The 12,511-nt window shown below is 59.7% G+C and carries 13 protein-coding genes; 11 read left to right on the top strand and 2 right to left on the bottom strand.

What is annotated here, in order from left to right; all coding sequences use genetic code 11:
• Positions 1-8 precede the first annotated feature (8 nt).
• The 10 genes from FVV99_RS15630 (at position 9) to FVV99_RS15585 (ending at position 10,728) form a co-directional block, all read left to right on the top strand.
• Complete coding sequence (locus tag FVV99_RS15630) at positions 9-500, top strand: LPS-assembly lipoprotein LptE (protein ID WP_148255062.1); 492 nt, start codon at positions 9-11, stop codon at positions 498-500.
• 6 nt (positions 501-506) lie between these two features.
• A complete protein-coding gene (holA, locus tag FVV99_RS15625) occupies positions 507-1,565 on the top strand; it encodes a DNA polymerase III subunit delta (protein ID WP_148255061.1) in 1,059 nt (352 codons plus the stop codon).
• Positions 1,566-1,670: 105 nt separating this feature from the next.
• Positions 1,671-3,017, top strand: a complete 1,347-nt coding sequence (locus FVV99_RS15620) for a Na+/H+ antiporter family protein (protein ID WP_148255059.1) — start codon at positions 1,671-1,673, stop codon at positions 3,015-3,017.
• A 132-nt stretch (positions 3,018-3,149) separates the two neighbouring features.
• Positions 3,150-5,939, top strand: a complete 2,790-nt coding sequence (locus FVV99_RS15615; RefSeq protein ID WP_148255058.1) for an HAD-IC family P-type ATPase — start codon at positions 3,150-3,152, stop codon at positions 5,937-5,939.
• Between the two features lie 182 nt (positions 5,940-6,121).
• Positions 6,122-6,775 carry an ABC transporter permease gene (locus FVV99_RS15610; RefSeq protein WP_148255056.1) on the top strand — a complete coding sequence of 218 codons (654 nt, stop codon included), beginning with the start codon at positions 6,122-6,124 and terminating at the stop codon, positions 6,773-6,775.
• Between the two features lie 52 nt (positions 6,776-6,827).
• Entirely contained in the window at positions 6,828-7,709 is an 882-nt protein-coding gene (locus tag FVV99_RS15605; RefSeq protein ID WP_148255054.1) for a glycine betaine ABC transporter substrate-binding protein, read from the top strand.
• 151 nt (positions 7,710-7,860) lie between these two features.
• Positions 7,861-8,253 carry a nitrilase-related carbon-nitrogen hydrolase gene (locus tag FVV99_RS15600; protein ID WP_236645431.1) on the top strand — a complete coding sequence of 131 codons (393 nt, stop codon included), beginning with the start codon at positions 7,861-7,863 and terminating at the stop codon, positions 8,251-8,253.
• Positions 8,254-8,413: 160 nt separating this feature from the next.
• On the top strand, positions 8,414-8,812 hold the full coding sequence (locus FVV99_RS15595) for a PA2779 family protein (RefSeq protein ID WP_148255124.1): 399 nt from the start codon (positions 8,414-8,416) through the stop codon (positions 8,810-8,812).
• Between the two features lie 8 nt (positions 8,813-8,820).
• The gene (locus FVV99_RS15590; protein ID WP_148255051.1) at positions 8,821-9,777 is read left to right on the top strand and encodes a PA2778 family cysteine peptidase; all 957 of its coding nucleotides are present in this window, start codon (positions 8,821-8,823) and stop codon (positions 9,775-9,777) included.
• Between the two features lie 21 nt (positions 9,778-9,798).
• Positions 9,799-10,728: a 2-dehydropantoate 2-reductase gene (locus FVV99_RS15585; protein ID WP_148255050.1), complete on the top strand. Its 930-nt coding sequence runs from the start codon at positions 9,799-9,801 to the stop codon at positions 10,726-10,728.
• Positions 10,729-10,734: 6 nt separating this feature from the next.
• Here FVV99_RS15585 and FVV99_RS15580 read toward each other — a convergent pair whose 3' ends face one another.
• Together FVV99_RS15580 and FVV99_RS15575 are read right to left on the bottom strand one after the other, a co-directional pair.
• Positions 10,735-11,211: a YbhB/YbcL family Raf kinase inhibitor-like protein gene (locus tag FVV99_RS15580; protein WP_148255048.1), complete on the bottom strand. Its 477-nt coding sequence runs from the start codon at positions 11,209-11,211 to the stop codon at positions 10,735-10,737.
• Between the two features lie 83 nt (positions 11,212-11,294).
• The gene (locus tag FVV99_RS15575) at positions 11,295-11,948 is read right to left on the bottom strand and encodes a TetR/AcrR family transcriptional regulator (protein ID WP_148255047.1); all 654 of its coding nucleotides are present in this window, start codon (positions 11,946-11,948) and stop codon (positions 11,295-11,297) included.
• Between the two features lie 137 nt (positions 11,949-12,085).
• Between FVV99_RS15575 and FVV99_RS15570 the strand changes: the two genes are divergently transcribed.
• A complete protein-coding gene (locus tag FVV99_RS15570) occupies positions 12,086-12,505 on the top strand; it encodes a secondary thiamine-phosphate synthase enzyme YjbQ (protein ID WP_148255045.1) in 420 nt (139 codons plus the stop codon).
• Positions 12,506-12,511 lie beyond the last annotated feature (6 nt).

Below are 12,511 nucleotides of genomic sequence, written 5' to 3'. Positions count from 1 at the left end.
AACACACTATGCGACGCCGCACCTTCCTGACACATACACTGGCGCTCATGGGCGCCGCTAGTCTGACAGGTTGCGGCTTTCAGCTGCGCGGCCTGGGCAGCGATGTCGCCACCATCGACAGTCTGGCACTGGATGCCGCCGACAGCGATCTGACAAGCGTCGTGCGCAGCGAGCTCGAAAGCGGCGGCACCCGACTGGACGACGCCGCACCTCTGCGTCTCAACCTCGGCAAGGAATCGCTGCGCCAGTCGGTATTGACGTTCGGCAGTGCCGGCAGTCGCGAAATCGAGCTGACGCTGACGGCCCCTTTCTCCGTCCAGCGCTCGGCAGACGACGCATACCTCATGAACCAGGAGCAGATCGAAGTCACCACCAGCTACAGCGTCAATGACGATAACCTGCTGGCACAGGATGACTTGCGCGCCGAAGCTACCGAGCGACTGCGCCAGGAAGCCGCCCGGCAATTGCTGGACCGTCTTCGCCCCTTGGCAGAACGCTGATCTCACATGAAAGTCTTTCCCGACAAGCTGTCCGCCGAACTGGAAAAGCGACTGCCGCCGGTGGTGATCGTCGCTGGTGACGAGCCATTGATCCACATGGAAGCCTGCGATGCCGTCCGGGCCAAGGCGCGGGAACAAGGCATCGACGAGCGCGAGGTGTTGCACGTCGAGAGTGGCTTCTCCTGGGGACGGCTGACCGAGTCAGCCGCCAGTATGTCACTGTTTGCCTCGAGCAAACTGATCGAGTTGCGTCTGAATAACCAGAGTCTCGGCCAGGATGGCGCCAGAGCGTTGGAACATTACGCCGAACATCTGCGGCAAAGCGATGATGTGCTGCTGATCTCTTCCGCTCGCCTGGACCGCAAGCAGCAACAGAGCAAGTGGTTCAAGGCCCTCGACAAGGCCGGCATGTTCGTTCCTGTCTGGCCGGTCGACCATCAACGGCTGGGGTACTGGGTGCGTGACCGGGCCGGGCGTCACGGACTCACCATCAATATGGAAGCGGCTCGTCTGCTTGGCGAGCGTACCGAAGGCAACCTGCTTGCCGCCGATCAGGAGCTTCAGAAACTGTCGCTACTATTGCCACCCGGGGCCCAGGTCGACACCACGGCCATTGCCACGGGCGTCGAGGATAGCGCCCGTTACGACGTTTTCACGCTGGCCGATGCCTGCCTCCGCGGCGAACGTGAACGCGCATCGCGTATCGTCGCTGGCCTGCGCGGCGAGGGCGTTGAAGCCCCGATCGTACTCTGGGCCCTGACTCGCGAACTGCGCACGTTGTTATCGCTGTATCAGCATCTCGATCAGGGGCAGAGCTTCGAGCACGCCTGCAAATCGCAGAAACCGCCGATCTTCGACAAGCGCCGCCCCGCCTATCAACACGCTCTCAATCGACTACCGATCAAACGATTGCACAAACTCTTGCTGTTTGCCCAGCGCCTCGACCTGTCCATCAAGGGTGCCAGTCCGATTCCGTTATGGGATGGCTTGCACGACCTGGCACTGACACTGGCCGGTGGACGTGGGCTGCTGGCAGAGTCCTCTCTGTCGTACAAGGTGGGTTGAGTTCGCCACCCCCTGATCTCGGTCTCATATTACGGTATCATTCCGCGCTTTCGCGCCTATCGCGGTGCCTTTACATACCATCCATGCCAACCACATGAGTCCGCCATGAATGCCGTCGTTCTGGCCATCCTGGTGATGGTCACCTTGAGTCTCGCCCGCATTTCCGTCGTCTTCGCCCTGATCATCGCCAGCCTGGTCGGCGGCCTCTACGCTGGATTGCCGCTGTCGGATGTGCTCGATGCCTTCAACGAAGGCTTGGGTAATGGCGCTACCATTGCCCTCTCCTATGCGGTTCTCGGCGCCTTTGCCGTGGCACTTTCACGCTCCGGCGTGACCGAGTTGCTGGCTGACCGAACCATCCAGCGTCTGGGGCTGAACGGCCAGGCCGCGGGTCATCGCCTGGCCGTGTTGACGTTATTGAGCGCCCTGCTTGCCGCCGCCATCAGCTCACAGAACCTGATTCCGGTCCATATCGCATTCATTCCGGTACTGGTTCCGCCCCTGCTCAAGCTGATGAACCACCTCAAGCTCGACCGGCGTGCCGTGGCGTGCGTCATCACATTCGGTATCACCGCCCCCTACATGTTACTGCCGGTAGGCTTCGGTTCGATCTTTCTCAATGATCTGCTGCTTGGCAACATCAATGAAGCGGGTGCCGCACAAGGCTTGGCAGTGGATGCCGGAATGGTGCCCCTGGCCATGGGCATCCCCATCAGCGGTATGCTGCTGGGCTTGATCGTTGCCGTTCTTTTCAGCTATCGCCGTCAACGTGTGTACGAGGATCGCGACCTGGCTCACGGCGATGAGAGCCCAGCTCAAGCCGCTCGCCAATTGGCACCCTGGCAGGTCGTCGTCCTGGCTCTTGCCCTGGTCGGCACCGTGGTTATCCAACTAGTGACCGATTCGATGGTACTGGGCGGTCTGTTCGGTTTTGCCTTGCTATCGGTCAGTGGGGTGTTCCGCTGGCACGAGCAGGACAGCATCTTTACCGAAGGCATGCGCATGATGGCACTGGTCGGTTTCATCATGATCACTGCAGCCGGATTCGCCAGCGTGATGCAGGCAACCGGCCAAGTCGAGACACTGGTCGCCAGTTCGACCGAGGTGATCGGTGACAACCGAGGCTTGGCAGCCTTGATCATGCTGCTGGTGGGGCTGTTCATCACCATGGGCATCGGGTCATCGTTCTCGACCATTCCGATCATCGCGTCACTGTACGTGCCGCTAGCACTCAATTTCGGCTTTTCTCCCATGGCCACTGTCGCACTGGTCGGCACCGCTGCCGCACTGGGCGATGCCGGCTCACCGGCGTCGGACTCGACGCTTGGCCCTACGGCAGGGCTCAACGCCGATGGTCAGCATGACCATATCTGGGACTCCGTCGTGCCGACATTCCTCCACTACAATATCCCTCTGATCATTTTCGGCTGGCTGGCGGCAATGGTGCTTTGACCCTACCCCAGGTTGCCGACACATGCCGGCAACCTGGTGAATGACTCATTTCTTGCTCTGGATCACTGCAGTGCAGCATATGCTGTGCTAAACAGATAGTCATGCCCTATCACTGTGATCCAGAGTCTTCCAATGCCTGCATCGAACGAACCACCTCGCCCACCTTGGCATGCCCTATCTGTCGAAGAGACATTGTCACGCTTGACTTCCCACCCCAGGGGGCTTGATGACGCCGAGATACAGCATCGTCTGGGTATCCACGGACGGAATCGACTACAGCAGGAACGCATTCGCCCCTGGTGGAAACGACTTCTGGTCCAGTTCAATAACGTGCTGATGCTGATCCTGCTGCTCGCCGCGTTGGCCAGCCTGGGCATGGGACATGTGCTGGACACACTGGCCATTCTTGGCGTGGTGGTCATCATTGCATTGGTCGGGTTCATCCAGGAAGGCAAGGCCGAGAAGGCACTGGACAGTATTCGCCGCATGCTGTCGCCTCGCGCCGATGTCTTGCGGGGCGGGCAGCGTCGGCAAGTGGATGCCGAAGTGCTCGTCCCCGGCGATATCGTGCTGCTCGAAAGCGGCGACCGCGTGCCGGCGGACCTTCGCCTGCTGGATGCCAAGCGAGTGCGAGCCGATGAGGCAGCATTGACTGGCGAGTCGGTCCCGGTCGACAAGCAGACGATGCCCATCGCCGACGACACCGAACTGGCTGAACGTTCGAACATGGCGTATGCGGGGACCATCATCGCTGAGGGCAATGCCACCGGCGTTGTCGTGGAGACAGGCGCACGGAGCGAAATTGGGCGCATATCGGAGTTGTTGCGCGACGTCGAGAAACTGAAAACGCCGCTACTGCGACAGCTCGACCGTGCCGGACGCACGCTCGCCATCGTGATCGTGCTGACGGCACTGCTCACCGGAGTGTTCGGCATTCTGGTCCACGACCAACCATTGAGCGACATGTTCATGGCCAGCATCGGCCTGGCAGTGGCCGCCATTCCGGAAGGCCTGCCCGCGATCGTCACCATCGGGCTGGCACTGGGCGTGCAAACAATGGCCAGACGCAACGCCATCATCCGACGCCTGCCTGCGGTAGAAACGCTTGGCTCGATTTCCACCATTTTTTCCGACAAGACAGGGACACTCACCCGCAATGAGATGACGGTGCAAGCCATCTGGCTGCCTGATGGCCAATTCCGTGTCACGGGCATCGGCTATGCGCCGGAGGGTGACTTCGTCGCGCTCAATGACGACGGTAATGACGCTTCCACTATCGAATCGCTTGATGACCAGCCCGATCTGGGTCACTTGCTTCGTGCCGGCGTGCTATGTAACGACGCCGAATCAGCCGAGGAAGGCGGCCGTTGGCATATTCATGGCGATCCTACAGAGGGCGCTCTGGTTGTGGCTGCCGCCAAGGCGGGGCTATCGTTTCGTACATTACGTTACGATCATGCTCGCCATGATGCCATCCCCTTCGAGTCGGAGCGTCGTTACATGGCAACCCTACACGATCTCCACGGCACCGCTTGCCTGTTCGTCAAGGGGGCTCCGGACCGGCTTCTGGAGATGTGTCACCGGGTTCGCGTCGGTAATCAAACACAACCGCTCGACACGCAGGAATGGCACGCCCGCATCCGTGCACTGTCTTCACGTGGCCTACGTGTATTGGCTCTGGCCGAAAAAGCCGGGGAGCCGCACGCCGGGGACCTGACCGATGAACATGCCGAGGAAGGACTGGTATTACTGGGACTGGTCGGCCTGCTCGACCCACCACGGGAGGATGTCATCGACGCTGTCGAACGCTGCCTGACAGCGGGTATTCGCCCCGTCATGGTAACCGGTGATCACGCCGAGACCGCGCTCGCCATAGCTCGGCAGTTGGGCTTTGCCCACACCGACCGCGCTGTCACCGGGCGAGAGATCGAAGCCATGAGCGATGCCGATCTTGCAGCCTGTATTAGCGAGATCGATGTATTCGCTCGTGCCGCCCCCGAGCACAAACTGCGGCTGGTCAAGGCCATGCAGGCCCAGGGCGGTATCTGTGCAATGACCGGCGATGGTGTCAACGATGGCCCCGCCCTGAAGCGTGCCGATGTCGGGGTCGCCATGGGTGTCCAGGGGACGGAGGCCGCCAAGAATGCCGCAGAAATGGTGCTGGCGGATGACAATTTCGCCAGCATCGTCAGCGCCATCGAAGAAGGTCGCAAGGTCTATGACAATATCCGCAAGACCATCACCTTTTTATTGCCCACCAATGGCGGACAGGGGCTTTCGATTCTTCTTGCCGTCCTGGCCGGCGGTTCATTGCCGGTGACACCGCTACAGGCGCTGTGGGTCAATATGGTTGTCGCCATCACTTTAGGGCTTGCCTTGGCTTTCGAGCCCGGCGAACCCGATCTCATGAAACGTCACCCTCGGAATCCTGACGCCCCCTTGCTGGACGGTTTTCTTCTGTGGCGCGTGGTATTCGTATCGGTACTGTTACTGGCCGGCGTCTTCGGCATGTTCACCTGGTTGCACGACTTTCAGGGCAACAGCCAGGCCCTGGCCCGCAGCGGGGCCGTCAACATACTGGTCATGGGCAGCGCCGCTTACCTGATCAACAGCCGATACCTTGTTTACAGTGCATTGTCGAAGCAGGGAGTCTTCGGCAGCCGCTCGGTATGGTTGGCGATCACTCTGGTCGTATTGCTGCAGTTGGGCTGGACCTACCTGCCGTTCATGCAACGCCTCTTCGGTAGTGAGGCGCTGTCACTCATCCACTGGCTGGTCATCGTCTCGGCCAGCATCGTCCTGTTTCTCATTGTCGAGCTGGAAAAGGGAGTATGGAGACATTCTCACCGCCCCTTTTCCGGGGAGCAGTCTTCCGCGCGTATACGCGAATCCTCCCTAAAACGACAGGAGCCCCCCTGGTAAGCGAATCAACATCATCAATTATTGTAATTTTAGATCGTTATTCATTACCAAACCAAATAGATCCTTCCCTCTGCTAAACTAAAGTCGATTCGACACGGGGCTCGCAAGTAGCCAGTTTCTGGCTGCCGAGGGCGTCGTGATGTCAATTACGAGCCGATGCCGAGAGGAGACAGCATTGGGAATTGATTCAGTATGCCCTCGATAATATCGACTTGCTGGGCACCCGGACTCTGGAGCATATCTCGCTGGTCAGCGTCGCTGTCGGGATCGCTACCTTGACCGTCGTTCCCATCGGTATTGTGATCACCCGCAACGAGCGGGTCGCACGCGCTGTCCTCTATGCGGCGTCGATCATCATCACGATCCCATCCATTGCCCTGTTCGGCATCATGATCCCGATCCTGTCTCTCATCGGCCAGGGCATTGGCTACGTACCCGCCGTCATTGCCCTTCTGCTCTATTCACAGCTTCCGATCATTCGCAACACCTACACGGACATCAACAATGTTGACCCTGCCCTGCGCGAGGCTGCCGCCGGCATCGATATGTCACCCCTGCAGCGGCTGTTTCGGATCGAATTGCCCAATGCCCTGTACGTGATCTTTGCCGGCATTCGCACGGCATTGGCAATCAATGTCGGCACGGTTCCCCTGGCATTCCTGATCGGTGCCGGTGGCCTGGGAGAACTGATCTTCACCGGCATCGACCTCCATGATCCCGTCATGATGCTATCGGGCGCCATTCCCACAGCATTGCTGGCCATCGTGGTCGATGCTCTGGTCGCGACGGTGGCCTTCATCATCGTTCCACGTGGGGTCAATCCTGCACGGGCCTGACATATACTAATCGACAGATCGAGTGACTACAGACAATCGAGGAGCGCGCGCAATGAAAACCGTCGTGACAACCCTGGCCGGACTGGCACTGGCTAGCACCGTGACCACCGCAGCGGCCGAGGAGATCGTCGTCGGTGGCAAGAATTTCACCGAACAGCAGATACTCGCCAGCATGACGACCCAGTACCTGGAGTCGTTGGACTACGATGTCGACCGGCGTTCCGGCATGGGTTCTTCCGTCCTCCGTCAGGCTCAAGAGAACGGTCAGATCGACCTTTATTGGGAATACACCGGTACATCGCTGATCAACTACAACGAGATCGATGAAGACCTCGATACCGACGAGACCTATGAGCGCGTCAAGGAACTCGATGCCGAGCAAGGTCTGGTGTGGCTGGCACCGTCCGACGCCAACAACACCTATGGCCTGGCCATGCGTGAAGACGATGCCGCAGAGCGCGGTATCGAGACCATCTCCGACCTGGCCGAGACAATCAATGGCGGCGACGCATTGACGCTCGCCTCGAATGCGGAATTCTATGCCCGCGACAACGGTCTGCGTCCACTCCAGGAAACTTATGGGTTCGAATTCGGTCGCGCCAATATCCGGCGCATGGACACTGGCCTGACGTATCCGGCACTGCGCGATGGAGAAGTCGATGTTTCCGTCGTATTCGCCACCGACGGTCGCATTCCCGCCTTTGACCTGACCGTGCTGGAAGATGACAAGGGCTACTTCCCGGCCTACGCACTGACACCGGTCATTCGTGAGGAAACCCTAGAGGAATATCCGGAGCTGGAAGAGCAGCTCAACAAGATCTCCACGTTACTCGACGACGAGACCATGGCCAAACTCAATGCCAAAGTGGATGTCGACAAAGCCACCATCGAACACGTGGCCACCGGGTTTCTCGAAGAGCACGACCTGATCTGACGCGATTTTCGTCAGCCACCCCGAGCTGGCAAAATCACATGACTCCCCGTTCGAGGCCGCCTTCTCAGGCGGCCTCGAGGAAGGCAAGTGGTTCACCCACAGCGAGTCTCTGACGCATACCCGGTTTCGCGATGGCTGGTCGGCCACCCAGTTGATATGTGCCGATCTCTGGAACCCCGCCCTGGTTCATGTCTCGCTACTGGCACGCCCCACCGTGTTGTGCGCGCCGATCAACTCCGGCATCGTCAGCGAAGATTTTTCCAACGAACGTAACTGGGCCCTCAATGTCAGTTTCTACGCCATGACCTATGATACACCGGTCATCATGGCCAACCGTCATGGCTCAGAAGGCGATAGTCATTTTTGGGGTGGGTCGCGCATCCAGGGCCCGCGCGGCGATATCCTGACGGAAGCCGGCGACACCGACACGCTGGTGCATGCCGATCTTTCACGCACCGAGATTGCCCGCGCACGCTTCGAATTGCCCTCCCTTCGCGATGCCGATACCCCGTTAGTCAGGGAATTGATGGCCGGTTACCGTTGAGGAACATGCCGTGACTCTTCGAGTCGCGGCTTCATGATAAAAAGGGCATGAAAATCATGCCCATCTCGCTCTATACTGGTGGAGCATCGCATGGACGTACGACGCAGACTCAAGGATCATGAAGAAGCCGGAAGCCATCCCAAATAAGGAACATCCCATGATGAAGAAACTTGCTCGAGTCATTAGCCCGCTACTGATTGCCTGCCTGGTCTTGGGAAGCCTCCCGGTAGCTGCGGCAGCACCCAATGCTTCATCCGATGGCCTCGTCTCCACTCAGGATGCGTTGAGTGCCGATCAGGTACAGGCCGACCGGAAGCGCATCGACGAGGTCTTGTCGCGTCAGGATGTCCAGGAACAACTCCTGGCCCAAGGTGTCGATCCTGCCGAAGTGGAGGCCCGTGTCGATGCCCTGTCCGATCAGGAAGTACGTGACATGGCCGACCGACTCGACGACATGCCGGCCGGAGCCAGTGTCGTTGGCGCGCTATTCGCCGTCTTCGTAATTCTCCTGGTGACCGACATCCTGGGACTGACCGACGTCTTCCCCTTCACGCGTTGAGACGCACCATGAGTCGCCCGCAACGACTGTCAACGAACGCCCGCCCTGCGGGCGTTCTGCTGTTGGTACTGACCCTGACGATACTCGGCGGCTGTGCTGGCAGCCCGACGATACAAAGCCCTGACCGGTTGGGCATTCCCGAGCAACTCAAACTCGATGACGTACCCTTCCATGGGCAGCGTGACTATCAGTGTGGCCCTGCCTCACTGGCAATGGTGCTCAATGCCAGTGGTGTCGATGCGGATGTCGACTCCTTGATTCCGCAAGTCTTCCTGCCCGAACGCGAGGGTAGCGTTCAACCGGAAATGCTCGCCACCTTGCGACGCTATGAACGCGTTCCGTTCGTCATCGATGGCAATTTCAACGCTCTGTTACGTGAAATCGCCAATGGTCATCCCGTCATCGTCATGCAGAACCTGTCGCTACCCGCCTGGCCCGTCTGGCATTACGCCGTCGCCATCGGCTATGACCTGAACGCACGGGAGTTGATCCTGCATAGTGGCATGGATGCGGAAACCCGTACCTCTTTCGCGACCTTCGACAATACCTGGGCACGTAGCGAACGCTGGGCCGTCGTCGCCCTCCCGCCCGGCGAGTTGCCTGACAGCATAGGCCGTCACCGGGCCTTGAACGCCATAGCCGACTTCCAGCGGGCTACCGATCCGCAAACCGCACTGCCGGCCTGGCGAACGTTAGCGGAACGCTGGCCCGAACTTGCCATGGGCTGGTTCGGGTTGGGTAATGCCGAGCATGCCACCGGCAACCCGGAAGCGGCAGCCGACGCCTTTCGTCAAGCCACCGAACAGGATGCCGGTCTGGCCGTTGCCTGGCTCAATCTTGGCTTGTCCCTCGAGGCGCTGGGCGATATCGACCGTGCGCGAGACGCCCTGAATCAGGCCGCCGCCCTGCCCAGCAAATGGCGGGAGCGGGCACGCACGGCACTGGACGAGCTATCCTCAGAATGATGTAACGACAAGGAGCGAGTCATGCGCTTTGCAATCTATGGTACCGGCGGCGTCGGCGGCTATTTCGGCGGTCGTCTGGCCGAGTCCGGCGAGGACGTCACTTTCATCGCACGTGGTGCGCACCTGGAAGCCATGCAGCGTGACGGGCTTACCATCGAGAGCCCCGACGGCGACATACACTTACCCGAGACCCAGGCGACCGACGATCCAGCCGACATCGGCACGGTAGACTGTGTGATCGTTGCCGTGAAAGCCTGGCAAGTCCCTGAAGCGGCCAAGGCCATGCGGCCCCTGATCGGCCCCGACACGGTGGTACTCCCACTGGAGAATGGCGTTGAAGCCGCAGACCAGTTGACCGCCGAGCTCGGTGGTAACCATGTGATCGGCGGACTCTGCGGGATCGTCGCCTATCGAGAGAGACCCGGTCGTATCCGCCACGTGGGAGTCGACCCGTTCATACGCCTGGGGGAACGGGACAATCGTCCCAGTGAACGGACAGTGGCCCTCAAGGACAGTCTGTCCAATGCCAAGGGCATTCAGGCGGAAATCCCCGATGATATCCAGGTCGCAATCTGGAGCAAATTCCTGTTCATTTGCGCCATGAGCGGTGTCGGGGCCATCACCCGGGCACCGATCGGCAACACGCGTGCCCTGGATGAAACGCGTCGACTCTTCATTGCCGTGATGGAGGAAATTTGCGCTGTCGCCCAGGCAAGCGGCGTCATCATGCCGGATGACGCCATCGAACGCGCCATGAATTTCATCGAGGCCCTGCCGGAAAACAGTACGGCCTCGATGCAGCGCGATATCATGGAGGGGCATCCTTCCGAACTGGAAGCTCAGAACGGCGCTGTTGTCAGGCTAGGGCAGCAGTACGGCGTCGCCACACCGGTCAACGCCGTGATCCACGCCGCCCTGCTTCCACAGGAACGCAAAGCGCGCAGTGATTAAGTGCGATCAGTTACGCTCGTAAGTGCCGATCAGGCGATTCATCCCCAATACGTGGGGCTCGACCTCGGCCAGGAACGCTTCCAGGCTGAGCCCTGCCGGCAAATTCAGGTTCTGATCCAGCGCCAGTACCCAGAAATAGTAATGATGCTTGCCATGCCCTTCCGGTGGCATCGGACCACCATAGCCGGTACTGCCGAAATCGTTGCCACCGGTGGTGCCTTCGGTGCTGCCCTCGGCCAAATGGGTGATGGAGGCCGGCAGGTTGTATAGCACCCAATGAACGAACCCGTAGCTGCCCGGCTTGAGCAACGGCGCATCCGGATCATGACAGATCACCGCATACCCCTGAGTGCCATTCGGTGCCCCGCTCCAGGTCAGTACTGGCGAGATATCGTCCCCCTCACCAGAGTGTTTGGTCGGTATCTCACCGAGGTTTTCGAACGACACGCTGCCTACCTGCATGTTCGACAATGCAAAACCCATCGTGTACTCCTCCTTCCATTGATAACGGGACAACGCCTGAGAGGTCTCTAGCGTCGGAGAGACCCGGGGTAACTGTCAACGCTTCACCAAACCGCCGACGATTCGCGTTGCCGCTTGTTCCCATCGCACCGCAGGCAACGCATCAGACGATCGCCATACGCCAGGCGCCGGTTCAGAAAACGGCGGGTCTCCGCCTGATCAGACGATTCATCGCGCGCCCAGTATCGCAGCGTATCAAGAAACAGTGCCGTCAGCGCGATTTCTTCCCCTTGCGCCTGGCGGCTACCATAGGGGGCTTCGAGCCTCGCGGTTTCCCGTAGCCATTGAATGGTCCGCGACAGATCGAACATCATCGGTACCCAGGTATGCACATGCGGCGGATGCATCTTGGTGCACAACATCTGCACCGTGACCCGACGATGAACGGCCATGGCATCGAACCAGGCCAGCAGGCAATGCCGGATACGATCCTTGGCCGACCAATCGTCGAAGCCATCAGGTTTGTCAGCCAGCATGGCGTGCCAGCCATGCAGAAACCAGGCATTGGCCACGGCATCAAGGTCACGATAAGCATCAAGCACGGCACGCGGCGGAACATTCAGTCGCCTGGCAACACCCGACAGCGTGACGGCCTTCCAGCCACGCTCTTCCGCCATGAGTAGCGCCATGTCGAGAATCCGCGACGCCAGCGACGCTGATTCCGTCTCCACATCATGATGTACTGGTATCATGGTCATGCGTTCTCCTTGCGTCGTCCTGACAGGGTCGTCGCACGATACGGGTTGCTATTAGCATAGAACGCATTGATGACGTAGGGTTCCAACCGCCGTCAGTCATCGCGTAGCCCCTGGTGGCAGTCACAGGAGAGCCAAACATGTGGGACCAGCACGACATACGCCTAACCCCTCGAGAGCGAGGCTTCCACTTGATCACCGCTGACATCGTCGCTGCGCTGCCGCGTCTCGGCGAGGTCACGACCGGGCTGCTTCATCTGCAATTGCAGCATACATCGGCGTCGCTGACCCTCAACGAAAATGCCGATCCCGACGTGCGTCATGACATGGATGCGTTTCTGCGCCGGTTGGTGCCCGGCGATCTGCCGTACTTCCGCCACACCCTGGAAGGTCTCGACGATATGCCGGCCCATGTTCACGCCAGCCTGCTCGGCACGCAGCTAACGCTGGCGGTGCGTCATGGGCGACTGGCGATGGGCACCTGGCAGGGTATCTGGTTGGGAGAACATCGTGACCATGGCGGACCACGACGCATCATCGCCACCTTGAACGGTGAATGACGCAAG

It is taken from the genome of Aidingimonas lacisalsi (assembly GCF_008079445.1).
Taxonomy (GTDB): domain Bacteria; phylum Pseudomonadota; class Gammaproteobacteria; order Pseudomonadales; family Halomonadaceae; genus Aidingimonas; species Aidingimonas lacisalsi.
Note: the sequence above shows the minus strand (reverse complement) of the source record. Positions and strands in the feature narration are given on the sequence as shown.